Here is a 26,129-nt window from a genome sequence, read left to right as displayed (position 1 = left end):
ACACTCCTTAAAACATTTGTGTAATTATATTTATCACCTTATTTATATCCTCTTCGTTCATTTTTGTATCTGATGGTAAACATATGCCTCTATTAAATAAATCTGCTGATACACTTTCTATATCTAAAGAACTAAAAAATTTATATTCTTTAAAAAAAGGCTGCATATGCATTGGTTTCCATACTGGCCTACTTTCTATATTTTCTTTTTCTAAAGCCAATATTATATCTAATGGTTTAATTTCAGATTTTACATTTATCGTAGCTACAGATAACCAGTAATTTGACTTACCAAAGTTACATACATTCATCATTTGTATATTATCTATATCTTTGAAAGCACTTTTATAAGTTTCATAAATCTCTTTTTTCTTTTCTATTCTTTTATCAAGAACTTTCATCTGCCCTATGCCGATCCCGGCAACAATATTGCTCATTCTGTAATTAAACCCTAATTCTTTATGCTCATAATGTCTCTCATTTTCTCTAGATTGAGTTGCCCAAAACAAAGCTTTTTTTATATATTCTTCATTATCTGAAACCATCATCCCACCACCAGAAGTAGTGATTATCTTGTTTCCATTAAATGAATATATACCTATATCGCCTATAGTTCCACTTTGAGCTTCTTTGTAAGTTGCCCCTAAAGACTCCGCCGCATCTTCTATAATAGGAACATTGTATTTATTACATATATCTTTTAACTTATCGTAATCTGCACTTTGCCCATACAAATTAACTACTATAACAGCCTTTGGCATTTTGTTATTTTTTTCTGCATAATCAAAAGCTTTTTGAAGTGCAATTGGACTCATGTTCCAAGATTCATACTCAGAATCTATAAATACAGGCTCTGCACCTTGATATATTATAGGATTTGCAGTAGCTGAAAAAGTTAATGTTGAACAAAATACAATATCTCCTTGTCCTACTCCTAAACACTTAAGTGCTAAATGTATTCCACTCGTTCCACTAGCTAAGGCTGTAGCGGCTTTTGAATTTGTGTATTCACATACTGCTTTTTCAAAGTTGTTAACATTTGGTCCAAGTGGGGCAACCCAATTTGTATCAAATGCTTCATTTATATAATTTAGCTCCTCTCCTCCCATATGAGGGGAAGATAGATATATTTTCTTTTCCATTTTTATAACCCCTATTGTTTTGATTTTGCAGGACATCCAATTGCAACAACATTTGATTCTATATCATTTATAACTGTAGCTCCTGCACCTATTATTGTTTTTGATCCTACACTTTTATATTGAATAATAGTTGAATTTGAACCTATATGAGTTTCTTCTCCTATAGTAACTCCTCCACATAGTGTTGCTCCTGGTGATATATGGCAAAAATCACCTATTCTATTATCGTGTTCTATAATTGCTCCAGTGTTTATAATCACATGACTTCCAACTTCACTATTTGCATTTATTACGGCCCTGGCCATTACAACAGTTCCTTCTTTTATAACTGAGCTTTTACTTACAATGGCACTTGGATGAATAGCTGTAAAGTATTTTAAGTTTTTAAATTTACTATATATTTTCTTTCTTGTTTGATTATTGCCTATTGCTATCACATACTCAGTGTCTTCACTATTATAAATCATTGCATTTTCTATCTTATCAATTATCTTATATCCCATAAATTCTGATATTTTTTCATTATCATCTAATAATCCTTTGATTTTTAAATCATGTCCAGAATTTATCATAGCTTCGATAATTTCAATTATCACAGATGAATGGCCTCCTGCACCTATAACAATAACTTCTTTCATACAATCACCTACTATTGATTACCTTTAAATTTATCCATAGTTACATGCCCATCTTTGCTTATTCCATCTCTTTTTAAAACCTTAAATATAGTTAAGAAAAGAATTTTTATATCAAGTAAGAGATTCACATTATCTACATACTCAACATCCATTTTAAATTTCTCATCCCAATTTAAATTATTTCTTCCATTAACTTGGGCCCATCCTGTCATTCCTGGTCTAACTTCATGTCTTCTAAATTGCTCTTTAGAATATAAATCTATATATTCAACAAGTAATGGTCTTGGTCCAACCAAACTCATATCTCCTTTTAACACATTTATAAGTTCTGGTAACTCATCTAAACTTGTGCTCCTAAGAAAATTTCCAAATGAAGTTACTCTTTCCTTATCAGATAGAGGCTCACCAAACTTATCATAAGCTTCTAGCATTGTCCTAAATTTTACTATTTTAAAGACCTTACCATCTTTTCCTACTCTATCTTGAGTAAAAAATATTGGAGATCCTAACTTAATTTTTATTAAAATAGCTATGATAATTAAAATAGGAGAAATTAATAATCCTCCTAAAAAAGAACCTAAAATATCAATAGCTCTTTTTATAAACTTCTGCATAAATCTTTTCACCTCTTTTAAGCTTTATTATCAGCATAATCTAGGGGTAAATCATAGTTGTTGACGAAGCACTTCAAGTCCGCGGTCTTTAGGACTTGGTGTTAAGGAGATAACTATGATTTGCCTTAGTTCCACTGATATCAAGCTTATCTCTTATTTGCTTCTTCAGGTGTAATATAAGTTGGAACTAACTCTCTCATAATAATATCAATTAGCTCTACTTTTTCTTTATCTACAATAGCTTTTAAAAAATCTAAATGCATCTTGTATTTTTCTACGTTAATACTGATTGGTTTTCCAATAAATATTTTTTCATGACTTGTGTCACTTAGCCCTTCCTCACTCATAAGTAACTCTTCATATAACTTTTCTCCTGGTCTAAGCCCTGTAAACTCAATGCATATATCAACATCCGGTTCAAACCCACTAAGTTTGATTAAGTTTTTTGCTAAATCAACTATCTTAACTGGTTCTCCCATATCAAGTACAAATATCTCTCCACCTTTTGTCATTGCACCTGCTTGTATAACAAGTTGTACAGCTTCTGGAATAGTCATAAAATATCTAGTGATTTCTGGGTGAGTTATAGTTATTGGTCCCCCTTCTTCAATTTGCTTTTTAAATAATGGAATAACACTTCCATTGCTACCTAAAACATTTCCAAATCTAACAGCCACAAACTCTGTTTCACTTTTTTCATTCATAGTTTGTATTATCATTTCTGCAGCTCTTTTTGTTGCTCCCATTATATTGGTTGGGTTAACAGCTTTGTCTGTAGATATAAGTACAAACCTTTTAACTTTGTATTTATCTGCTAAAACTGCTACATTCTTTGTTCCAAATATATTATTTTTTACAGCTTCACTTGGGTTTTTTTCCATAAGTGGAACATGTTTATGAGCAGCTGCATGAAATACTACATCTGGTTTATACTTTTTAAATATATCATCCATACGCTTTTCTTCTCTAATTGATGCTATTACTGTAATTAAATTTAGGCTCGTACCATATTTTCTTACTAACTCCTGTTGAATTGCGTATGCGTTATTTTCGTAGTTATCAAGTATTATAAGTTGTTTGGGATTTAAGCTTGATACTTGTCTGCATAGTTCGCTACCTATGCTTCCACCTCCACCCGTAACTAATACTACTTTATTTTGTAAATATCCACTTATTTCATCTAGGTTTACTTTTACTGGATCTCTACCTAGTAAATCTTCAATTTGAACATCTCTAATTTTTTATATCTACTATTCCATCTATAATTTCAAATATACCTGGAATAGTTTTTAATTTACATTTTGTTTTCTTACAAACTTCTATAATATTCTTTTTATCTTTTCTACTTATATTAGCTATAGCTATTATAATTTCATCAATACCATATTTAGTTACTATACTGTCTATATCTTTTACCATACCTATAATAGGCACGTTATGCATTCTTCTACATTGTTTTTTTATATCATCATCTACTATTCCTATAGGCTTTTTTAAAAGTTTAGGATTGTTTTTAAGTTCTTGTATTACTATATCTCCTGCACTTCCTGCTCCTACAATAAGGACATTAGATGGTTTTTCTTTTAATCTACTTCTTATAAAAACTCGCCTTCCTGTTCTGTAGGTAAGTCTTGCCCAACTAATTAGCGAGGTTGTTATTATTAAATTTAGTATATAAAAAGTTTGTACAAATTCTATACCTATCAATAAATGTATTGAATAAGTTGTAATTATTGATAATATACATGCAAATACTATTGCTATTAATTCTTCTTCTCCTGCATATCTCCATAGATTTCTATAACATTTGCATAAAGATAAAATCACTACACTTACAATAATAAAAGTTAAGATTTCATATAAACCTGTATCTTGTAATTTATATTTAGAATATATTATCCAGTTAGAACTTAAAAAGGCCAATACTATGCATGCTATATCTGTTGCGATTAAAATTAGTTGCCTAATTTTGCACATACTTATATTCAACTACCACTATAGTTTTATATAAATTCTTATTTATCATTTTCTTTTACACCTTCCTTAGGCCCTAGATATTCAAGTAAGAATATAACAAATAACGATATCATAATTCCTAGTATTGCTGATATTGCTATGATTGTTGCTTTGTTTGGTTTTGTAGGTTTGTTTGGAACTACAGCTTTATCTATGACCTTAACGTCATTAGCTTCTGTTATTCTTTTTACTTCTTGTTGAAATGCTGTTGGTATAGCATTAGCTATGTCTGTTGCTCTTTTGGGATTTGTGTCTTGAACTGATACTGAAATGATTTGTGTTTTATTAATTGATGAGACGTTTACCTTGTCTGAAAGTTCTTCATATCCACATTTTAAATCTAGTGAATCTTCAACTTCATTTAATACTGATTTTGATTTTATTATTTCTCCATAAGTTACTGCTAGTTTTTCAGAAACACTGAGCTGTTCACTTGTTATCATTTCAGCTCCAGGTTTTTTGTTAATATCTACTAAAAGAGTTGTATTTGCTTCATATACTGGATTTACTCCAAAGAAGCTTACACCTGCACTTACAAATATTGCTATGAATGTTATTAAAAACATTATCCATGATCTTCTTTTTATAATTTGTAAGTATCCTTTTATGCCAATATTACCCTCCATATTTGACCTCCATTGACTTTATTTTGCAATTTTATTGTTTATTCTACATATTTTTCTACCCTCTTTATCTTATTAAGTTGATTTGCTTTGTGTTACTATTTTTTTAATTTTAAAAAAGATAACCAATTCTAGTAAGTCGCTCGAATAAAAATATAAGTTTTGCTACCAAAGCGAAAATAAAGCTTTAAAGATATCTACAACTTATATTTTTTATTCTTCACTACCTGATTTTACTTATCTTTTTTAGTTTTATATAAAATAGAAATTTCAAATAATATGTATAATATATATAGAAAATTCCGATAAGATAAGATTTTCTATATATGATATCATGATACTAATGTAAAAATTTTATCAAAAATGGGGGTAAAATAATGAGATTTAAGGGAAAAAAATTATTAACAGTAATATCTAGTTTAGTACTTTGTATGACAGTTTTAACAGGATGTTCAAGTGAGAAAAATGAAAAAGGACAGACTGCTGTAAAATCAGAAGGAAAAGAAAAGTTGGTTGTAGGGGTCTCAACTGAATATTTCCCATGGTGTTTTAAGGAAAATGATAAAAATAAGGGATTTGAAGTAGACGTATGGAATGAAATAGGACAAAGGGCTAATTTTGAAATAGAGTACCAAACAGCTAAGTTTAGTGGCCTTATGGGAATGTTAGATTCAAGTAAAGTAGATACTGTAGCTCATCAGATGTCTACAAATGAGGAAAGAAGATTAAAATATGACTTTAGTGATACATATGCCTATAGCAAATATAAGTTTATAGTAAAAAAGATAGTAAATTAGATAGTATCGAAGATTTTAAAGGCATGAAAGTTGGTTGTGTATTAGGTGGAAATGGAGAAAAAACTCTAAAAGATTTAAACGAAAAATATAATCTAGGTCTAGAAATTGTTACATTTGACGGTGTTCCTATGGAAAAAGACGTTGAAAATGGAAGATTAGATGCAGCTTGGCTTTCAGAAGTAAAAGCTAAAACAACTATAGAACAAGGAAATTTAAAATTAAAAGTTGCAGATATAGATACTGGTGTATATGAAATAAATCAGTATCCATTTAGAAAAGAAGAAGCTAGCAAAGAAAGAATAGAGAAAGTCAACAAAGCAATAAAAGAGATGCATGAAGATGGTACATTTACAAAGTTGTCTAATAAATGGTTTGAAATAGATACAACTAAAGAAAATTAATAGGTGTCAATATGAAAATTTTCGATTTGAATTTTATTACTAACTTAATACCTATTATGTTAAAATACTTAACTGTAACTTTAAAAATGTCGTTTTTGGCATTGTTGCTAGGATTAGTATTAGGTATAATAATAGCTTTAGTTGTAGATGCAAAAGTTCCTATTTTAAACAAACTATCAAAAGTTTATGTGTCATTTTTTAGGGGAACACCTCTAGTAGCACAAATGTTTTTTATATATTTTGGATTAATACAAGTAATTCCATCATTGAAAGAGTTAGACTCTTTTACAGCAGCAGTTATAGTTCTAGGTCTAAATTCATCTGCATATTTTTCTGAAAGTTTAAGAGGTGCTATATCCTCTGTAGATAAAGGTCAACTAGAAGCTTGTTATGCATTTGGTATGACTTATACTCAAGCTATGATAAGAGTAATTTTACCTCAAGCTATAAGAGTAGCAATTCCTGCTATGATGAATACGTTCGCTGATATAATAAAAGGATCCGCATTAGCTTTTACTATAGGTGTAACTGAAATCATGGCAACTGCACAGTCTGAGGCAGCTGCATCATATAAGTATTTAGAAGCATTTACATGTATAATAATAATTTATTGGAGTCTAAGTTTATTATTATCATTTATACAAAGTAAATTAGAAGTAAAAATGAGTAAGGCCTATTAAGGGAGATATATATGCTAAAAATAACTAATTTGACTAAAAAGTTTAATAAAAATATAGTTTTAAATAATATAGATTTACAAGTTAAAAAAGGAGAGGTAGTTGCTATCATTGGTCCTTCTGGTACCGGAAAATCGACTTTGCTTAGATGCATTAATTTATTAGAAACGCCTGATGAAGGAGAATTACATATAGGCGATGTTAGCGTAAAGTTAAATAATTTATCTAAAATGGATATTTTTAAAATAAGAAAAAAATCTGCAATGGTTTTTCAGAATTATAATCTTTTTAATAATAAAAAAGTTATAGAAAATGTAATGGAACCACTTTTAGTTGTTAAGAAGTTTAAAAAAGAATATGCAAAAAAAATAGCAATTGAAAAATTATCATTAGTAGGATTGAGTGACAAGCTTTATGAATATCCATCGAAACTATCTGGTGGTCAAAAGCAAAGAGTTGCAATCGCTAGGGCTATAGCTGTTGATCCAGAAATAATACTTATGGATGAACCTACATCCGCACTTGATCCAGAGCTTGTAGGAGAAGTTTTACAGGTTATAAAATCGTTATCTGAATCTGATATAACTATGTTGATAGTAACTCATGAGATGACCTTCGCAAAACAAGTTGCAGATAGAATAATATTTATGGAAAATGGAACTATCGTAGAAGATGATTCTCCGGATAAACTTTTTAAATCTAGTAAAAACAGTAGAATAAGTCAATTTGCTAATATAAGTGCTCACGAGTATGCTTAAATAGCAAAATGAAAGATAACCAATTTTAGTAGGTCTCTTGAATAAAAATATAAGTTTTGCTACCAAAGCTGAAGTAAAGCTTTAAAGGTAGCTGCAACTTACATTTTTTATTCTTCGCTAACTGATTTTGGTTATCTTTTTTTGATTTCATTTTTGTTTATAAAGTTGTCAACTTTTATGTATAAATTTAACTAAGATTTAGCTATAGTATTTTTGTTTTGGGCTTCTTGGTTTGTCTGGTATCATTAACTTTAGTTCTCCATTGTTAATCAGTGGTTGCAATATATTCTTCATCAAATTTTTTCTATCTTTTAATCCTAAGAATTCTAATATTTCATTTTTGCTCTTCGGTTCATTACAAAATTCTAATATTTTAGAGTTTCTTGATTCACCTTGTGGCATAGCTTGTGGCATAGCTTGTGGCATAGCTTGTGGCATAACTGGTATAAATATTTTAAATATATCCTCTTCTACTAGTTTAGGTTGATTTCCCGAGTACAACTTACTATATTTATAAATATTTCTTACTCCAGAACCTAGCTCATCAACCCATCCAATTTCCTTGAACACTTTCGCAATAATAGGATTTTTAGGGAATGGAGAGAAATTTTCAGGGTTTATATATCCATACCTATGAGGTTTGTTGCTATTTTCAGTTATAACTTTATCTTCTTCTATTATTAATTTTGCAGGAAATGGGTTAGTATACTCTCTATGTATTAATATGTTTGATATAACCTCTCTAAATATATGATTTCTTAAGCTTATTCTTTGATCTTTTTCCAAATAAAATTTATCTTTTAAATGCTTTTCTATAAATCCCATCAATCTATCATAACTCTCTATTAAATTCGTTCTAATATCGTCCCTATCATCATATCTATCTTTATCATCCACTCTTAATATAGCATCTGTTCTATAGTGAGGTAAGACAGAAGTTATAACTTCATCTTTACCTAATAGTAATACCGCAGCTAATGTAAATCCTTCTTCACCTGTCTGGTAATCTTTTAAATAAAGACCAGCACTTCTTAACAGCTCCATATCATCCATATCTTGCCAAGGATGATTAACTTTTTGATTACTAGCTAACTTCCTAATTCTCTTTATAATATCTATTCTTAAATCATCTATTGTTATAGCTTTATATATTCTATTTTCTGTATAGTTTCTTTGCTTCCTTGCATAAAGTTGTGATACAAGATTTGTATTATTTGTTATATCTATATCTCCATCTTCATTTCTATCAAATATTTTATTTGAGCATCTATGCACTTGAGAACTTTCAGGAACATATATATGAAGAACTTTTTTACTTTCTATATTTACTTCATCTATAGATAAATAAAACGGAGGGTTTATTTTATTTGGATTGTTCATCTGAGTTACAAACTCTTTTTTTATCTTATCAATTTTATCAGGGTTAATACCTATAACTGATCCATCATCATCTACCCCTAAAACAATGTCTCCACCATGTCGATTTAAAAATGAACATACCGTATCAAATACATCTTTATTGAGATTTACTTGGCTTTGTTTAAACTCAACAGATATACTTTCTCCGGATTGTAATATATTAATTATTTTACTTAATGTCTGATTCATCAATTGCACCTCCTTAATTCTAATATTTATAATTATATACTAAAAAAATTCTTTTTATAAGATTTACTTAATTTTATATGGACTACCAAAGCTAAAGTAAAGCTTTAAAGGTATCTACAACTTATATTTTTTATTCTTCGCTAACTGATTTTCGTTATGTTATAATAATTTATGATATTATTTTATTTTAGCAAATACTATGGTTTAAAGAGGTGATTTTGTGAGAAATATACCAGAAGAACTTAAAAATTCAATAATAGATGTGTTTCCAAAAGATAATACTTTAGCTCTTATAATATTTGGTAGTTATGGCACAGATAAACAAACTTTAGATAGTGATATAGATATAGCCTGGGTTCCTATAAGAAAGGTTCCTATTACAGAACTTGCAGTCAAAACAGAAGCTCTAAGAAAAATTTTAGAGATTGATGTAGATTTAAAGATAGTTACAGATAATTATACAATTGCTCTTAGAAAAGCTATTTTTGAAGGTGATGTTATTTATGAATCTAAGGACTTTAGAGATTATTTAAATTATTTTTATTTTGAAAATAGTGATGTAATAGATATTTTAGATTGGAGAGAGATGTATGGTAATAAAAAAGATAACCAACTCTAGTAAGTCGCTCGAATAAAAATATAAGTTTTGCTACCAAAGCTACAGTAAAGCTTTAAAGGTAGCTACAACTTATATTTTTTATTCTTAGCTAACTAATTTTGGTTATCCTCTTAATTTATAATAATTATCAAAAAACTCTTGGTCATAATCTCCCATATCAAAATATCCAAATCCTGTAACAAATACTCCTATTTGTTTTGTATTTGCATTTATAAAAAATTCTTCTCTTCCTCTATAATTTTCAGAAGTGGGTTCACCTGCCGATACTGCTGCTGCATAACCTAACAAGTTTCCTGCTTTACTCATATTAACATCAAACCTAGCATCATTATCTAAGTATGTCCCTTTTATGTTTTCAGATATAATATTTTTAGCTTCATCTGGATTCATATTAGATTGAATTTCTTCTTTTTCAGAACTAGTTAACTCACTATCGAAAATGTGAATTCCAAACAAAGAGAAAAACTCATTTCTACTTAAATCTAAAAATTTATCTAGTCCATTTGCTTCTTGTGCTTCAAAATCCACTTGATAGGTTCTTGCTAAATCTTTTGCAACCTCTTTTTTGTCATCAACTCTTTTATACGTTCTCTTGTCTACTTTAACTTCATTGTTATTTATAAACTTAACAGTACCTTCTGATTTTTCATCTCCTATATTGCTTAAGTGTAAATTTATACTATTATCTTTATAGTTTTTATCTATCTTATCAATACTATAAAAATGCATATTTAACTGACCTGTATTTACTTGATCTTCAAGTCTATCAGGTTTAAATTTACAATATGTATTTACTCCATCTTCTTTATACACCCATATTCCAGTAAATAAATTTTCCATTTCTTTTTCAAGTTTTGATTTGTCTTCATTAGATATCTCATCACTCTTAATTTTTTGATTTTTTCATCTTGTTTTATATCTTTACTAATTTTTGATACATTAGTTGTATCTTCCTTTTTGTTCACTGAATTATTATTCGAACATCCTGAAATTGACATAGCTACTACAGCTATAACTGAAATGCTTATTATTTTTTTGTTTAACATAGTTTACTCCCTTATATAGTGATATTGTCCCTAATAAAAATCATATCATTTAATCTACATTTAGTTAATCATTTTGGATAAATTTGTAATTTTAATAATATTTATTTAATTAAAATGATTTATTTTATGTTATGGTAGCTGTAACTCATTTTCGTTATGTTATAATATTTAAGTTGTTTTAAATTTTATTACATAGGGGGTGTAATTTTGGTAATACGGTTTAATTTTATAGTTTTACTATGTTTTTTATGGGCTTATGTATTTTTTAGAAGTCTTTTATGTTTTATAAATAGTAAAAGTTTTGATTTTAAAAATGAAAGCATTAATCTTGGTTTATATATGTCTATAGTTGCAGTAGTTGCTATGACATTATTTCCAATTAGATTAGATGTTCCTTTTTCTAAATTTGAGATTTTTAATTTAATACCTTTAAAAGTTCCTATAAGTACATACTTAACTCGTGGATTAATGTACTTTTTATATCAAAACGTAGGAAATCTACTTTTATTTATGCCATTTGGTTTCTTTGCTTGTGCAAAAACTAACTGTAATATTAAAAAGGTCGTTTTTGCTAGTTTGGCATTGACTTTATTTATAGAATTTAATCAAGGATTTATTCCTTATAGATTTTGTGAAATAGATGATGTTTGGTTAAACACTCTAGGTGGATTTTAGGATCTTATGTATATATTAAATTTATAAACTATATTAGAAATTTAAAAAGAGATGATCAATCTTAGTTGGGCGCTTGAACACAAATATAAGTTTTGGTACCAAAGCTACAGTAAATCTTTAAAAGTAGCTAAAACTTATATTTATGTTCTTCCCTAACTATTTAGTCATCTCTTTTTTATTGTTTAGATTATTTATATCCTACACTCTTCCTTAGAATATCCATTAGGATTGTTTTTGTGCCAATTCCAAGCATCCTCTATTATCTTTTCTAAAGAATCAAACTTAGGATTCCACTTAAGTATATCTTTAGCTTTTTCACTAGAAGCAATAAGAACAGCTGGATCTCCACCTCTTCTTTCTTCCTCTATTGCAGGTATATTAAAATCAGTTACCTTTCTAGCTATATCTATAACTTCTTTAACTGAATATCCATTACCATTTCCTAAGTTGAAAATATCACTTTTATTACCTTTTCTTAAATACTCTAATGCTTTATAATGTGCATCTGCTAAATCCATAACATGAATATAATCTCTTATGCATGTACCATCTTTTGTATCATAATCATTTCCAAATATGCTTATATGTTCTCTTTTACCTAAGGGAACTTGAAGTATCAATGGTATTAAATGAGTTTCAGTTTTGTGATCTTCACCTATGCTTCCATCAAAATATGCTCCTGCTGCATTAAAATATCTTAATGATACATACTTAGTTTTATAGGCATTATCAAACCATTTCATCATTTTTTCCATTGCTAATTTTGTTTCCCCATAAGTGTTAGTTGGATTTGTTTCATCAGACTCCATTATAGGTATGTTTTTAGGTTCTCCATATGTAGCTGCTGTTGATGAGAATACAATTTTATCAACATTGTTTTCTTTCATAACATCTAGTAAACACATCATTCCATATACATTGTTATGATAATACTCATATGGTTTTTCCATGCTTTCTCCAACTAATGAGTTAGCTGCAAAATGTATAACCGCTTCTATTTCATTTTCTTTAAATACTTTATCTAAACTTTCTTTATCCCTTATATCACAGTTGTAAAACTTATCATTTAATAAAGACTCTTTATGTCCTGTTAATAAGTTATCTACTACTATTACATCTTCATTTTGTTCAATAAAATATTTAGTTGTATGACTTCCTATGTATCCTGCGCCCCCAATTATAAGAATGCTCATTTATATACCTCCCAATGTATAATTTTTAAGTTAAATTTATTAATATAATATTATGTTTTCTTTTAAAGCTTTATTGTATTGAGTTATTATTAGTTAATCTATTTTAATATTATAAATTTATATTTTTTAAAGTTAACTAAGTTTGATAAAATATTTAGTAAAATTAATACTTTTCTATTTGCTATGTTTATCCTATATTATTTAAATATTTATCTTTATATCTTTTAAACTTATCTTTAGGGATATATCCATAATACTCTTCTTCGTCTCTATAATCTGTACACTCTTCTTTATTTAATTTTTTGATTATTTTAGCTGGGTTACCACCTAATACACAATATCCATCACTAAAGCTTTTTGTAACAACAGAATTCCCAGCTACTATAGTATGATTTCCTAATTTAACTCCTGGAAGTATAACTGAGTTCATTCCTATCCAACAATAGTCTCCTATTAAAACTTCCTTTTTAATATGCTTTCTATAGTCATATAAATCATGATTTGCACTTATAATCCCTACATTTGGAGCTAGTAACGTATAATCTCCTACTTTAACCTTCCCAATCCCTTGTATATAACATCCTGGTGTTGCTCCTACTGAACTATTGATACCAATCTCTACGTTTCCATTTACTATAGAATTTTTATGCACTGGCCAATAAATCTTTTTGTTTCTATTAAATGTCTTATATTTTAAATACTGTTTTAAGTTAATTGGTATCTTTGTTTTTACTATATTAAAATAGTCTTTAAATATAGGGATTTTTCCCATTAATTTTTTTATAACCTTTTTCAATTTTAAGTCTCCTTCATAAATATATAATTAATAAAGTTTAAAATTAAATAAATTTATTAATTATTGCATCAACTATATATTTGCTAGCATTTCCATCACCATATGGGTTGCATGCTTTTGCCATAGAATCATAAACAGATTGATTTGTTAATAATTCCTTTGTCATATTATATATTGTTTCTTCTTCAACTCCTGCTAATTTTAAAGTTCCAGCATCTATACCTTCAGGCCTTTCTGTTGTGTCTCTCAGTACTAGTACAGGCTTACCTAAAGATGGAGCCTCTTCTTGAATTCCACCACTATCTGTCATTATTATATAAGCTTGATTCAAGAAGTTATGGAAATCTAATACTTCTAAAGGCTCTATTAAGTGAACCTTACCACTATCTCCAAATATTTCATTTGCAGTATCTCTAACTAAAGGATTTAAATGAATTGGGTATACAACTTGAATATCTTCAAACTCATCTACTATTCTCTTTATCGCTTTAAACATACCTTTCATATTTTCTCCCAAATTTTCTCTTCTGTGAGCTGTTAAAAGTATCATTTTGTCATTTCCTAATTTTTCAATAACTTCATGCTTAAAATTTTCTTTAATAGTAGTTTTAAGTGCATCTATAGCCGTATTTCCTGTTACATATATATCCTCTTCTTTTTTCCTTCTTTTAATAAGTTTTCCTTTGAATTTTCTGTCGGAGCGAAATGCATATCTGCTATAACTCCTGTAACTTGTCTATTTACTTCCTCTGGATATGGTGAATATTTGTCATATGTTCTTAATCCAGCTTCAACATGACCTACCGAAACTTGATTGTAAAAAGCAGCAAAACTTCCTGATAAAGTAGTTGTAGTATCTCCATGGACTAATACTATGTCAGGTTTAACTTCTTTTATAACTTTATCTAGGCTTTGCAGTGCTCTAGTTGTTATATCAACTAAAGTTTGACCTTGCTTCATTATATTTAAATCATAATCTGGTTCAATATTAAATGTATCTAATACCTGATCCAACATTTGTCGATGTTGAGCTGTAACACAAACTATACTTTCTACTTCATTTCTACCCTCTAATTCTTTAACTAAAGGCGCCATCTTTATAGCTTCTGGTCTAGTCCCAAATACTGTCATAACTTTTAATTTTTTCATATTTTCTCCCTACTATATTAAATATTTTTTGTATTAAACATATACTAGCTTCATATAATATAATATGATATATATTGCTTTGGAGGTGTCTTATGGAAAAACATCTTTTAACTCATAGAAACTTAGAACATAATGAAATTCTATTATATTCTAAACATATAAGTAGTTTTATGAATCTTAAAGAAAATAAGCTCTATAAAAAAAATCATATATACGAATCAAATGATATTGTTTATTTAAAAAACATACTACTAAATATATTAAATTTAAGTTAGTGTGCATAACTATAAATATATACCTAGGGATTCCCTAGGTATATATTTATAGTTTATACACTTTATGATTTATATCTAAAATATTTCTAGTGTCATATATTATCTTATTTTTTAATAAGTTAATATTTTCTTTTATATGACTATGTGCAACTAATATTACTACAATCTCTACATCATTTATAAATGTTTCAAAATTATTAAATTGATTTTCAAATTTTTTATCCTTTATCCATGGATCATATATTTTTACACCTTCTATATGATTTTGTTGCATTAAGTCCATAAGTTGAAGGGTTGGACTCTCTCTCATATCATCAATATTTTCTTTATATGTCATTCCATATAAACCTACCTTTTTGAAACTATCTATATTGTTTTCATTCATTATATTTTGAATTCTTTCTAATACGTACTTAGGCATAGAATCATTTACAACCCTTGCAGATAATATAGTATGTACTATTTCTGGGTAATCACCTACTAAAAACCAAGGGTCTACAGATATACAATGTCCTCCTACACCCGGCCCTGGTTGAAGAATATTTACCCTCGGATGCTTGTTGGCTATCCTTATAAGTTCATAAACATCCATACCTTCTGACCTACAAATTTTAGCTAATTCATTAGCAAATGCTATATTTATATCTCTGAAAGTATTTTCAACAACTTTGCTCATTTCAGCAGTTTTTATATCTGTAACAACAATTTCTCCTTTACAGAAATTTTTATACCATGATTTAACCTCTTCTCCAATAGTTCTATCATCTGCACCTATAGTTCTTGAATTGTGTTCTAATTCATAAACCATATTTCCTGGAATTATTCTCTCTGGAGCATGAACTAAATGAATATCTTCTCCTATAACTAATCCCTTTTCCTCTACTAAAGGTCTTATATGTTTATCTATAGTTCCTGGAGATACAGTTGATTCTATTACAACTATACTTGGAATTTTACATGTCTCTAATACTGTATTTACAGCTTTTATTACATATGATGGATCTATCTTTTTGTTTTCCTCTATATATGGAGTAGGAACAGTTATTATATACTTATCAGTTTCTACGTATTTATCTGAAAATTTTATTCCACTTCTTACAGCTTTTTCGTATAAATTTTCTAATCCATTTTCTTCAAATGTTAATTTGCCCTTATTTAAAGTTTCTACTAAGTTTGTATTTAAATCAGTTCCTATTACATCTACATTATTAGCTGAAAACATTAATGCTGTAGGTAATCCAATATATCCTAATCCTATTATATTTAACATATGCTTTTAATCCTTTCAATTTTCATTTACTTATTGATAATATTTGCTGTAACTATTTATTTTTTAATCATCCTTTCATTTAAGCGATATTGCTTAGAAAATACTAAAACTATGAAAATAAATATTATTAAATCTAGTTTTCCTCTTATAAATGTATCAATGTCTGAATACATTACATTAAACCCCCATAATATAAGTAACTTAGCTCTTAAGAATATATATATATAATTTCCTTTTCGAGTAGATAAATTATTTAAAAACCTACTTATTACTCCAAAAAGAAATGTATGTATAATTAATCCAATAATACCTATTTGATAATATCCGTAGGAAATAACATCAACTGGTATACCTGCATTAACTTGGTGATTTGCTGTATTTATTTCATGCAGCATAACAGGTGATCCAAAGCCTAACTTGAAGAAAATTAAATCAGGCAAAAACTGAATTACTGACATAATATAATCTATAAAAAACCTAAATGACCCTTCTGCAAATTTAACTACATTGAAAACATTTATATAAGGGAATGAAAATTCTATAGCAAAGTCTTTAACCGAATCAATTAATGTTTTATTTTCTACTATTTTAATTCCAGTAAAACTTGATCCGTATGCTAAATATCCAAATAAAACATCCAAATATTTAACTCCTATGATACCTATAATTAATATAGGTACTATATACCTTGATTTATTATCTTTTAAAATTTTAAATACAATAAATGTAGCTAAAAATAAGAATACAGGCATTCTTCCTGCATTTATCAGTAGATAATACAAACTAATAATAGCAGTAATAATAAACATTATTTTATATGAATTTTTAGATTTATTATCTATTTTTAAAATATAATATAAATTGCAACTAGCTATTATAAGTGGAAAAAACACCTTTATAAAGGATCCACTAATTTGATCAGCTCCATACATTCTATACAGCTCTGCACTTTCTAATGTATTTGATATTCCTCCTAATTTAATAGTATAAATACATAAGCTAGCTGTAGATATTATAAATGTTATAATTGCAGATATAGCTACTACTTTTTCATCAATGCTATAATATTTTTCACTATCTATTTTGATATTTTTTTTATTTAACATAAAGTACACTAAATTTTTATAATAAAATCCAGCTACTATGCATATATAACCTAACGCACACAATAGTAATGTAGATAAAAATTGTTTATCATTATTAAAACTAACGTTAGAAATTATACCTCTATCCAAATTTGTAGAAAAATCTAAATTTAATATTAAAATAGGAATTATTACAAATGCAATACTATACCCAATGTTAATTACTGTTAACAAATCAATTTTGAATATTTTTTCTAAAAGTCTCAGTAAAAATTATAGTCATTCCCAATACAATATATAAAAATGTCAATAGTACTTTATTCATAACTTAACTCCTTAAAATTTTATATAATTAGATATTCTCAAGTTTTGATAATAAATCTTGAACTACATTTGTCCACTCAAATTTATTACTTCTACATGTCCATTCTTTTTTGAATCCTCTGGATAAAATATTTATAATTTCACTTTTTAATTCATTTGACCTATTTTCACATATAGGCCCTCTCTCTATTTCTTTCATAAATAATTTTAAAGGATCTTGTTGATCTCCCAGTATTGTAAATATAGCTTTATCTGTTCCTAAGTAATCATACACTTTTCCTGGCATTTGATTGCTATTTTTATTTCCAAATAAAAGTAACACATCACTAAAATTCATATACTTTAATGCTTCATCAAAAGATTTTCTTGGCAATAAATTTATAATATCTAAATCATCGAATTTTTCTACATTATCTATATTGTCTATTCCTCCTAATAGGATAATATTTAACTTTTTATATAATTCAATATTGTTATGTTTGATATCTCTTATAGCTCTTATAAAGGGATTTATATCTCTTAATTTTGTGAATATTTCTCCTGCATGTAAAATATTTATTTTATCTTTGTTTATTTCCTTAGGCATATCATCTGAATTTATGTGTTTATATAAATTATCATCATATCCCCTATAAACAATATCTGCATTGTTTTTATCTATAATAAATTTTTCTCTATACAACTTCATACATTCTTTTGTTGTAAAGAAGTGCTTTTCTGCTAATTTTACGACTTTTTTCCATTATTTTTCAATTTGCTTTCTTATATATGGAATTTCAGATCTATTCGGATCAAATGTCCATGGATCACTCCAATAAGCTACCCATCTAACATTTTGAAACTTTTGTTTTAAATTATATGCAACTAAGTGAGACGATGGGGTTTCATGCATTGAAAATATTAAATCTATTTTATCACTTTTAATAATGTCTATACCTAGCTTAGATGCACTATTCTTCCAAACCATATAACTGTCTGGTATAGCCAGGTAACTTTTTATTTCTCTCCTTAATTTACTTTTTATATTTTCTTTGCTTTTTTGATTTATCTGTGCTGTTCTATTAATATTTTCTTCTTTTTTTTGGTAAATTTATTATATAATATCCCTAATCCGCACCTATAAACTTTTATACTTTCATCTATTCTATTTTCTAATGATTTATCATAGTTAGAAAATTGATTAGGAAAATCAACTGTTAATACACTTACTTTATGTCCTAATTTTGCCATATAGTTAGCATAATATAAACTTCTTATGCTTCCTGATACATTCACTGGAGGATAGCACGTTGTTATAATTAATATATTTATATAAATCACCTCATTAATCTAAATCTATTTTTATATTTTCATACATATCACTTAATCTTTTCTCCATTATTTCCCATTTATATTTAGTTTCATAAAGCTTTCTGCTATTACTTGCCATAATATTGTATATTTCTTCATCTTCTAACAATGTTTTAAATGCATTTTCAAGGGATTTTTCATTAAACTCACAACTTAATCCTATATTTTCTTCTACTATAATTTTATCTATTCCTGTATTTTCACATACAATTATAGGTTTTTTACACATCATGGCTTCATATAGTTTATTTGGAGAAGAATATCTGTGATTTGGAACACTTGGATCATAACAAGCAAAAACTACATCCGAGTTTATAGTATTTTGTATTATATCTTTATAAGCTAGTTTTCCTATAAATTTTATATTTGAAAAATTTTCATCATATTTTTTACACTTTTCTTCAATAGGTCCAAATCCAGCTACTATTAATTCCCAATCTTGATTTCTAGAGCATATTTTCATCGTTTCTTCAATCATTCTATTATCAGATAATATCCCACCATAAAATATTCTTTTTTTTCGTTCTAACTTTTCTTTACTTTTTTTCAAATTATCTGAAGTTTTTGGAGTATTATGTACAAATAACAAATTTTTAGGTTTGCTTCCTGAAATTTGTTCTATTCTACTTTCGTTAACTAAAATAGTAAATTCTGATTTTTTATAGCAAAGAAATCTATCTTTTTTACTAGTCCTCTTAGCTTTTTAGGTACTGAAAATGCATCAATATAGAAATCGAATATATCATATACATATTTTTTTTTAAATATTAAGTTCATAAATACCGCCGGTAATACAGTATCAAAGTCACATGCATGTATTAAGTCATATTTCTTTCTATTTTTTATTAGCCACAACAAGATTTCTTTATTCCATTTAATCAAAGGTCCCAAGTTTTTAAGTCCTGCTCCAAACCCTGCCTTTATATTAAATCTATATGCCTCAGCTTCTCCATTATATAATGGTATTTTTTCTCTATCTACATTTGAATCAGTTTTTTCTCTATTCCACGCTAGTGCTATAGGTGTATATCCACTTTTAATTGCTACAGACATTTCTTTTTCAACTCTAGGATCTGGATCGATGGGATTAGACCTCATGTATATAATTTTCATATCTCCCTCCCTATATTTTTTGTTCTCATATAATTTATCTACTACGCTTATATACTTTGAATAAATTTGTTCCATTTCTTTTGTATATTTCCATATCATAAGACTTTATATTTTTTAAGCTTTGCTCTGAAAATTTTAATTTTAAATCATCTTCTCTATAGATTTTCTCTATAGATTTTTCAAATTCAATTATATTATCTAAAGGTAAAACATATCCATTTTCATTGTTTATTACTAAGTCTCTATTGCCTCTACAGTTACTAACAACTAATGGTAATCCTGTTGCCATAGCTTCCATAATATTAACTGGCAAACCTTCTTGTCTTGAAGTTGATATACATACATCTGATAAAGACATTAAATTTGTTATATCATTTCTATATCCTAAAAATTCTATGTTATTTTTTATATTTAACTTAATAACTGTTTCTTTATATTGTTTTTCTAACTCTCCAGTTCCAACTAATAATAGTTTTATATTTGGAATTCTATCCTTCAATTTTTTAATAATTTTTATTGCTGTGTCTTGATTCTTCCTGTAACTTAATTCTCCAACATAAATTAATATAAAATCACTATTTTTATATCCATACTTACTTCTTAGTTCTAATTTATTCTTTTTTATTTGTGGTTTAAACTTATTTAAATCTATACCGACTCCATGAATATGCTGTACATCCTTTATCTTCAACCTATTTTTTGCCAAATAAAAATCTTCATTATTAATAGTTATAATACAATCTGTATATTTACCAAAAAATTTTTCAAAATTATAGTACATTATCCAATTTTTCTTCGGAGCTCCCTCAAAAAAATGTAATCCATGAGCTGTGTATAGCACCTTTGTTCCTCTTTTTCTTGTTTCTTTTGATGCTAATCTTGTTATAGCACCTCCTGATGGAGACTGACAATGAATTAATTCAAAATCTTCTTTTCTAAATAATTTTTTTAATTGTTTTAAAGCTCTTAAATTTTGAATACTAAATGGATTTCTATCAAAATCTATTTGATGTTTTATTACATTTGGGTTATCAAATTTGTCTATCTCTTCATTAAAATTTGCAGCTATGTGAACTTCATGTCCCATATTTAACAACACTTTATAGTCACTCTGTCCAAATATTCTAAAGTGCCTACCTAGGTGTGCCGTAACTAAAACTTTAGCCATACTAAAACGCTCCCATTCTTACTTATTAAAAAATAATTTATTATCTAACTTTCTTATGAAAACTATTTATTGAGCTTTCTACTCTGAAACCATTTGATATATAAAAATTCAAAGCTCCTAAATTATCAATCTGAGTTCCCACAAAAACATTTTTAATATTTTTCTTATTAAAATTCATAAGTGCATAGTTGATCAGCTTTTTTCCAATCCCTAAACCTTGATAGTCTTTATTAATTCCTACTAAACTTATAACTCCATCTAATTCTCTATCACTAATCCTATTCCTATATATGCAACTTATAAACCCTATTAATTTATCTTTATATGTAACTCCTATAACATCAACAGACTTACTTCTTATTTCATTTTCTATCCATTTCTTATATAGTATATTTGCATCTTCATTTCTCAAATTAGGATCTTGAAAAAATCTACCATGTTTATATAAATTATCAATAATATCTAATACGTCTTCTAAATTTGTTTCATTTAAAACACCAAAATCATAATCTTTATTAATATCAATTAAAATATTATCATCAATATTTTTCTTTAATGTTATTATAGAGTCCATTAAATTGTATCTGTTTTTTTCTAAAATATGCATACTAGAATATGAGTCTGTTTTTACCTTAGTAAATAAACAATCGTAGTTTTCTACTTTAGCAACCTCATCTATATTAGTTACTATACTATCTGTCAAATCACCATAACATAATTCCATCGAACCTATTTTTTTATTAAAAATTTCACTATCCCATTTAAGATTTTTAATCTTCGCTATTGATTTAATATTTCCATTACTGTTTTCAATAAAATAAATTGAATCTTCTTCTATATAATTTATGTATTCAAGTAAAAGCATTTTACTTTCTTTTCCACTTCTTATATTTATCATTTTTTACCTCATACTTTAAATATTTTTAGCTTCTTCAACTTCTTCATGTTCTACAGATTTGTTTACACCTTCACTTTTTAAAACAGAAAGCGCCGTCTTAATTAATATTCGAACATCTAGTAATATAGAATAATTTTCAATATAAAATATATCCATCTCTATTCTATTTTTCCACTCAATATTATTTCTGCCATTACACTGGGCATAGCCTGTAACTCCAGGTTTAACTAATAACTTTCTTTTGTCAAAATCTGTATATAGCTCATAGTGATCTGGCAAATCAGGTCTCGGTCCTATAAAGCTCATTTCTCCTTTTAATATGTTAAATATTTGTGTCAATTCATCCAGGCTCGTTTTTCGTAAAACATTACCAACCCTAGTAACTCTAGGATCGTTATCACTATTGAATGTAGACCCATCTTCATTCCTTATGTCAGGTGCATTTACATACATAGTTCTAAATTTATATATTTCAAATATATTTCCATTCTTCCCAAGTCTTTTTTGTTTGAATATAATAGGTCCTCTACTATCAAGTTTTATAGCAAATGCGATAATTAATAATATTGGAGCTAATAAAATTAATAGTATTAAGCCAAAAACTTTATCTAAAACATTTTTAATAAACATTAAAATCCTCCATAAAATCTTTTTCTTTTTTATTACTCCAATATTTTGTCTAGTGTATTTACTATATACTCAACTTGTTCTAGAGTTAAGACACTATTAAGTGGCAATGTTATTTCATTTTTATACATATTAAATGCATTAGGATAATTTTCTATATTAAACCCTAAATTTTTATAAGCTGTTAATAATGGCAGTGGCTTGTAATGAACATTAGTTGCAATTCCTGACTCAGCCATTTTCACTATGACTTCATTCCTAAATACTTCATCTTTTCCTGTTAATCTAATTAAATATAAATGACCACTAGATTCATACTCATCATCGAAATGTTTAAGTACTTCCACTCCATCAATTTCATTTAATAGTTCATCATATTTATTTATAATTGCTTTTCTGTAATTAAGTAGCTCTTCATACCTGCTTAATTGACCTAATCCTATCGCTGCCATTATATCTGTCATATTGCATTTGTATGCAGGTTCGATTATGTCATACTCCCAAGATCCGATTTTAGTCTTAGCTAATGCATCTTTTGTTTGTCCATGAAGTGATAAACAATTATATTTTTTGTATATTTCTTCATCATCAATTCCATCAATATTCTTCCACGTAACAGCTCCACCTTCTGCTGTAGTAAGGTTCTTAACAGCGTGGAAAGAAAAGCTTGTAAAATCAGCTATGCTTCCACTCATTCTGCCCTTGTAACTTGCACCAAATGAGTGTGCTCCATCAGCTATTACAGTTACTCTTCCTATAGACTTTTGTATTTCATTATTTGATTTAAATAAGTCTTTTTTACTATTAACAACTTCAAAAATCTCGTCATAATCACAAGGTACTCCTGCTAAATCAACACATATAACAGCCTTTGTTTTTTCTGTTATAGCTTCACTTAATTTTTTATAATTCATTTGGTATGAACCTTCTGCTGTATCAACTAAAACTATCTTTGCACCAACATGATGTATAACACTTGCCGATGCAGTATATGTATAGGCACTTGTTATAACTTCATCTCCTGGTCCTATTCCTAAAACTCTTAATGTCATTTCCATTCCTGCAGTGGCAGAGTTTAAACATATAGCTCTATTTGTTGTGCAGTAATCCGCTATCTTTCTTTCAAATTCCTTAGTCTTTGGACCTGTTGTAATCCATCCTGATTTTAATACTTCTACAACATTATTTATTTCAACATCCGTTATATCTGGTGGTGAAAATGGAATATTCATATTTTATGCCCCCTTAAGTGATTTATCATTTGCTTCTTCAGGTCTTATATAAGTAGTAACTAATTCTCTCATAACACTATCAATTAGCTCTACTTCTTCTTTATCAACTATAGACTTTAAAATCTCTACATGCATCTTGCATCTTTCTGAATCAAAATCTATCGGTTTACCAATAAATATCTTCTTATGATCAGTGTTAGTTAATCCTTCCTCTGACATAAGTAACTCTTCGTATAACTTTTCTCCTGGTCTAAGCCCAGTAAACTTAATCTTTATATCTACATTTGGTTCAAATCCGCTAAGTCTAATTAAATTATCTGCTAAATCAACTATCTTAACTGGATCTCCCATATCAAGAACAAATATCTCTCCACCTTTAGCCATAGCTCCTGCTTGTATAACAAGTTGAACGGCTTCTGGTATTGTCATAAAATATCGTATAATATCTGGGTGAGTTATAGTTACTGGTCCACCTTCTTCAATTTGCTTTTTAAATAATGGAATAACACTTCCGTTACTTCCAAGTACATTTCCGAATCTAACTGCTACAAACTCTGTTTCACTTTTTTCATTCATAGTTTGTATTATCATTTCTGCTGCTCTTTTAGTTGCACCCATTATATTAGTTGGGTTAACTGCTTTGTCTGTAGATATAAGTACAAATCTTTTAACTTTATATTTATCTGCAAGTGTTGCTACATTTCTAGTTCCAAATATATTATTTTTATAGCCTCACTTGGGCTTTTTTCCATAAGAGGAACATGCTTATGCGCTGCTGCATGGAATACTGCATCAGGTCTATACTTATTAAATATTTCATCCATACGCTTTTCTTCTCTAATTGATGCTATTACTGTTTTAAGATTTAAACTGCTACCGTATTTTCTTATTAACTCTTGTTGAATTGCGTATGCGTTATTTTCGTAGTTATCAAGTATTATAAGTTGTTTTGGATTAAAGCTTGCTACCTGTCTACATAGTTCGCTTCCAATGCTTCCTCCTCCACCTGTTACTAAAACTACTTTGTTTTGTAAATACTGACTCATTTCAGCTAAATTTACTTTTATTGGTTCTCTTCCTAGCAAGTCTTCAATTTGAACATCCCTGATTTTTTTTATGTCTACTTTTCCATCAATAATTTCATATACACCAGGTATTGTTCTTAATTTACATTTTGTTTGTTTACAAATTTCTATAATATGTTTTTTTCATGTTTACTTATTTTAGCGATCGCTATTATAATTTCATCAATATCATACTTTTCTACTAGGTTGTGAACGTCTTTTATATTTCCTAAAATAGGTATATTATGTATTCTTCTACCTTTTTTACTTACGTCATCATCTAATATTCCTATAGGTTTTTTTAAAAGTTGAGGATTGTTTTTAAGTTCTTGGATTACCATCTCGCCTGCACTTCCTGCTCCTACAATAAGTACATTTGATGATTTTTCTTTCAAACTACTTCTTATCAAAAGTCTTCTGCCCGTTCTATAAAGAAGTCTCGTTCCTCCTGTTAATGATATAGTCAATATAGTGTTTAAAATGTAAAAAGCTATTGAAAATTTTGTTCCCATAAATAGGTGTATTAAATAAGTTGTTATTACTGAAAATGTACACGCAAATACTATCGCAATTAGTTCTTCTTCTCCTGCATATCTCCATAAGCTGTGGTAACATCTAAACAATGATAAAGTTACTATACTTACAAATATATAAACTAAAATTGCACCCATCGCTATATGCTCCAAATAGTATTGAGAGTATATGATCCAAGTAGAAGCTATAAATGATAACACCATACATGCTATATCTGTTCCAACTAAAATTAGTTGTCTCATTCTGTACTTACCTAATAAATTTTCTAATACACTTTCTTTTTCTGGGGCTGCGATTTCAGTCTCCATAAAACTAATCCCCCTTTTTAATATAAATTTTTTAAATTTTAATATAAAGTTTCTTAGGTAGCATCCGTAATATATATTTATAAGGGTGCTACCATAACCCTAAGCAATAATTTTTCAAATTTTCATAATG

The 26,129-nt window shown here is 27.9% G+C and carries 29 protein-coding genes and 2 pseudogenes; 7 read left to right on the top strand and 24 right to left on the bottom strand.

The features are described 5' to 3' along the window. Positions 1-7: 7 nt before the first annotated feature. The 6 genes from LEQ07_RS15635 to LEQ07_RS15615 all read right to left on the bottom strand — a co-directional run bounded on the left by LEQ07_RS15635 (position 8) and on the right by LEQ07_RS15615 (position 5,035). Complete coding sequence (locus LEQ07_RS15635; RefSeq protein WP_263331365.1) at positions 8-1,141, bottom strand: DegT/DnrJ/EryC1/StrS family aminotransferase; 1,134 nt, start codon at positions 1,139-1,141, stop codon at positions 8-10. A gap of 11 nt (positions 1,142-1,152) precedes the next feature. Beyond that, the gene (locus LEQ07_RS15630; protein ID WP_263331364.1) at positions 1,153-1,779 is read right to left on the bottom strand and encodes an acetyltransferase; all 627 of its coding nucleotides are present in this window, start codon (positions 1,777-1,779) and stop codon (positions 1,153-1,155) included. An 11-nt stretch (positions 1,780-1,790) separates the two neighbouring features. Continuing rightward, a complete protein-coding gene (locus LEQ07_RS15625) occupies positions 1,791-2,393 on the bottom strand; it encodes a sugar transferase (protein ID WP_263331363.1) in 603 nt (200 codons plus the stop codon). A gap of 146 nt (positions 2,394-2,539) precedes the next feature. Beyond that, positions 2,540-3,514, bottom strand: a complete 975-nt coding sequence (locus tag LEQ07_RS21925) for a UDP-N-acetylglucosamine 4,6-dehydratase family protein (protein ID WP_334307515.1) — start codon at positions 3,512-3,514, stop codon at positions 2,540-2,542. A gap of 112 nt (positions 3,515-3,626) precedes the next feature. After that, on the bottom strand, positions 3,627-4,370 hold the full coding sequence (locus tag LEQ07_RS21920) for a nucleoside-diphosphate sugar epimerase/dehydratase (RefSeq protein WP_332843263.1): 744 nt from the start codon (positions 4,368-4,370) through the stop codon (positions 3,627-3,629). Between the two features lie 38 nt (positions 4,371-4,408). Then, positions 4,409-5,035, bottom strand: coding sequence for a YveK family protein (locus tag LEQ07_RS15615; RefSeq protein WP_052951950.1), 627 nt, complete (start codon positions 5,033-5,035; stop codon positions 4,409-4,411). A 374-nt stretch (positions 5,036-5,409) separates the two neighbouring features. Between LEQ07_RS15615 and LEQ07_RS21915 the strand changes: the two genes are divergently transcribed. Genes LEQ07_RS21915 through LEQ07_RS15600 form a run of 4 tightly spaced genes read left to right on the top strand, consistent with a single transcriptional unit; the run spans position 5,410 to position 7,665 of the window. Beyond that, complete coding sequence (locus tag LEQ07_RS21915) at positions 5,410-5,829, top strand: transporter substrate-binding domain-containing protein (protein ID WP_332843262.1); 420 nt, start codon at positions 5,410-5,412, stop codon at positions 5,827-5,829. A 23-nt stretch (positions 5,830-5,852) separates the two neighbouring features. Continuing rightward, the gene (locus LEQ07_RS21910; protein ID WP_332843261.1) at positions 5,853-6,230 is read left to right on the top strand and encodes a transporter substrate-binding domain-containing protein; all 378 of its coding nucleotides are present in this window, start codon (positions 5,853-5,855) and stop codon (positions 6,228-6,230) included. Between the two features lie 11 nt (positions 6,231-6,241). After that, positions 6,242-6,910, top strand: coding sequence for an amino acid ABC transporter permease (locus LEQ07_RS15605; protein ID WP_046821783.1), 669 nt, complete (start codon positions 6,242-6,244; stop codon positions 6,908-6,910). 11 nt (positions 6,911-6,921) lie between these two features. Continuing rightward, complete coding sequence (locus tag LEQ07_RS15600) at positions 6,922-7,665, top strand: amino acid ABC transporter ATP-binding protein (protein WP_263331359.1); 744 nt, start codon at positions 6,922-6,924, stop codon at positions 7,663-7,665. Positions 7,666-7,863: 198 nt separating this feature from the next. Here the strand turns inward: LEQ07_RS15600 and LEQ07_RS15595 are convergent, their stop codons facing one another. Next, positions 7,864-9,273 (bottom strand): RNA-binding domain-containing protein, encoded by a 1,410-nt coding sequence (locus LEQ07_RS15595; protein WP_263331358.1) that lies wholly within the window; start codon positions 9,271-9,273, stop codon positions 7,864-7,866. Between the two features lie 220 nt (positions 9,274-9,493). Here LEQ07_RS15595 and LEQ07_RS15590 point away from each other — a divergent pair, with 220 nt between their 5' ends. Next, the gene (locus tag LEQ07_RS15590) at positions 9,494-9,892 is read left to right on the top strand and encodes a nucleotidyltransferase domain-containing protein (protein WP_263331357.1); all 399 of its coding nucleotides are present in this window, start codon (positions 9,494-9,496) and stop codon (positions 9,890-9,892) included. Positions 9,893-9,994: 102 nt separating this feature from the next. Here LEQ07_RS15590 and LEQ07_RS15585 read toward each other — a convergent pair whose 3' ends face one another. Together LEQ07_RS15585 and LEQ07_RS15580 are read right to left on the bottom strand one after the other, a co-directional pair. Continuing rightward, positions 9,995-10,732, bottom strand: coding sequence for a hypothetical protein (locus tag LEQ07_RS15585; RefSeq protein WP_263331355.1), 738 nt, complete (start codon positions 10,730-10,732; stop codon positions 9,995-9,997). Then, positions 10,684-10,938 (bottom strand): hypothetical protein, encoded by a 255-nt coding sequence (locus LEQ07_RS15580; protein ID WP_263331354.1) that lies wholly within the window; start codon positions 10,936-10,938, stop codon positions 10,684-10,686. Before LEQ07_RS15580 ends, LEQ07_RS15585 begins: the two co-directional genes overlap by 49 nt. Positions 10,939-11,145: 207 nt before the next feature. Between LEQ07_RS15580 and LEQ07_RS15575 the strand changes: the two genes are divergently transcribed. Then, positions 11,146-11,613, top strand: a complete 468-nt coding sequence (locus LEQ07_RS15575) for a VanZ family protein (RefSeq protein ID WP_263331353.1) — start codon at positions 11,146-11,148, stop codon at positions 11,611-11,613. A 191-nt stretch (positions 11,614-11,804) separates the two neighbouring features. On the opposite strand, the gene galE is transcribed toward LEQ07_RS15575, so the two are convergent. From galE to wecB, 3 genes and pseudogenes are all read right to left on the bottom strand, one after another. Next, positions 11,805-12,806 (bottom strand): UDP-glucose 4-epimerase GalE, encoded by a 1,002-nt coding sequence (gene galE / locus LEQ07_RS15570; protein WP_263331352.1) that lies wholly within the window; start codon positions 12,804-12,806, stop codon positions 11,805-11,807. A gap of 187 nt (positions 12,807-12,993) precedes the next feature. Then, the gene (locus tag LEQ07_RS20240) at positions 12,994-13,602 is read right to left on the bottom strand and encodes an acyltransferase (RefSeq protein WP_317852098.1); all 609 of its coding nucleotides are present in this window, start codon (positions 13,600-13,602) and stop codon (positions 12,994-12,996) included. A gap of 43 nt (positions 13,603-13,645) precedes the next feature. Beyond that, positions 13,646-14,751, bottom strand: a pseudogene (wecB, locus tag LEQ07_RS23190) (non-hydrolyzing UDP-N-acetylglucosamine 2-epimerase). Positions 14,752-14,843: 92 nt separating this feature from the next. Here wecB and LEQ07_RS15550 point away from each other — a divergent pair. Further along, complete coding sequence (locus LEQ07_RS15550; RefSeq protein WP_046822639.1) at positions 14,844-15,026, top strand: hypothetical protein; 183 nt, start codon at positions 14,844-14,846, stop codon at positions 15,024-15,026. A gap of 46 nt (positions 15,027-15,072) precedes the next feature. Here LEQ07_RS15550 and LEQ07_RS15545 read toward each other — a convergent pair whose 3' ends face one another. From LEQ07_RS15545 to LEQ07_RS23185, 12 genes and pseudogenes are all read right to left on the bottom strand, one after another. Beyond that, positions 15,073-16,296 (bottom strand): nucleotide sugar dehydrogenase, encoded by a 1,224-nt coding sequence (locus tag LEQ07_RS15545; protein WP_263331349.1) that lies wholly within the window; start codon positions 16,294-16,296, stop codon positions 15,073-15,075. Between the two features lie 56 nt (positions 16,297-16,352). Continuing rightward, a complete protein-coding gene (locus LEQ07_RS15540; RefSeq protein WP_263331348.1) occupies positions 16,353-17,615 on the bottom strand; it encodes an O-antigen polymerase in 1,263 nt (420 codons plus the stop codon). A 118-nt stretch (positions 17,616-17,733) separates the two neighbouring features. After that, on the bottom strand, positions 17,734-18,393 hold the full coding sequence (locus tag LEQ07_RS15535; protein ID WP_263331346.1) for a hypothetical protein: 660 nt from the start codon (positions 18,391-18,393) through the stop codon (positions 17,734-17,736). A 54-nt stretch (positions 18,394-18,447) separates the two neighbouring features. Beyond that, complete coding sequence (locus LEQ07_RS15530; RefSeq protein ID WP_263331345.1) at positions 18,448-18,672, bottom strand: hypothetical protein; 225 nt, start codon at positions 18,670-18,672, stop codon at positions 18,448-18,450. A 77-nt stretch (positions 18,673-18,749) separates the two neighbouring features. Next, the gene (locus LEQ07_RS15525; protein WP_263331343.1) at positions 18,750-18,980 is read right to left on the bottom strand and encodes a hypothetical protein; all 231 of its coding nucleotides are present in this window, start codon (positions 18,978-18,980) and stop codon (positions 18,750-18,752) included. Positions 18,981-19,029: 49 nt separating this feature from the next. Then, the gene (locus LEQ07_RS15520; protein ID WP_263331342.1) at positions 19,030-19,644 is read right to left on the bottom strand and encodes a glycosyltransferase; all 615 of its coding nucleotides are present in this window, start codon (positions 19,642-19,644) and stop codon (positions 19,030-19,032) included. Between the two features lie 47 nt (positions 19,645-19,691). Beyond that, a complete protein-coding gene (locus tag LEQ07_RS15515) occupies positions 19,692-20,168 on the bottom strand; it encodes a hypothetical protein (RefSeq protein WP_263331341.1) in 477 nt (158 codons plus the stop codon). 34 nt (positions 20,169-20,202) lie between these two features. Then, entirely contained in the window at positions 20,203-21,336 is a 1,134-nt protein-coding gene (locus LEQ07_RS15510) for a glycosyltransferase family 4 protein (RefSeq protein WP_263331339.1), read from the bottom strand. A 40-nt stretch (positions 21,337-21,376) separates the two neighbouring features. Continuing rightward, positions 21,377-22,234, bottom strand: a complete 858-nt coding sequence (locus LEQ07_RS15505; protein ID WP_046822634.1) for a GNAT family N-acetyltransferase — start codon at positions 22,232-22,234, stop codon at positions 21,377-21,379. A gap of 15 nt (positions 22,235-22,249) precedes the next feature. Next, positions 22,250-22,864, bottom strand: coding sequence for a sugar transferase (locus tag LEQ07_RS15500; protein ID WP_263331337.1), 615 nt, complete (start codon positions 22,862-22,864; stop codon positions 22,250-22,252). A 32-nt stretch (positions 22,865-22,896) separates the two neighbouring features. Next, on the bottom strand, positions 22,897-24,093 hold the full coding sequence (locus LEQ07_RS15495) for a DegT/DnrJ/EryC1/StrS family aminotransferase (RefSeq protein ID WP_263331336.1): 1,197 nt from the start codon (positions 24,091-24,093) through the stop codon (positions 22,897-22,899). 3 nt (positions 24,094-24,096) lie between these two features. Continuing rightward, positions 24,097-25,999 (bottom strand): annotated as a pseudogene (locus LEQ07_RS23185) (polysaccharide biosynthesis protein). Positions 26,000-26,129: the final 130 nt, after the last annotated feature.

This window comes from Paraclostridium sp. AKS73, from assembly GCF_025671395.1.
Taxonomy (GTDB): domain Bacteria; phylum Bacillota; class Clostridia; order Peptostreptococcales; family Peptostreptococcaceae; genus Paraclostridium; species Paraclostridium benzoelyticum.
Note: the sequence above shows the minus strand (reverse complement) of the source record. Positions and strands in the feature narration are given on the sequence as shown.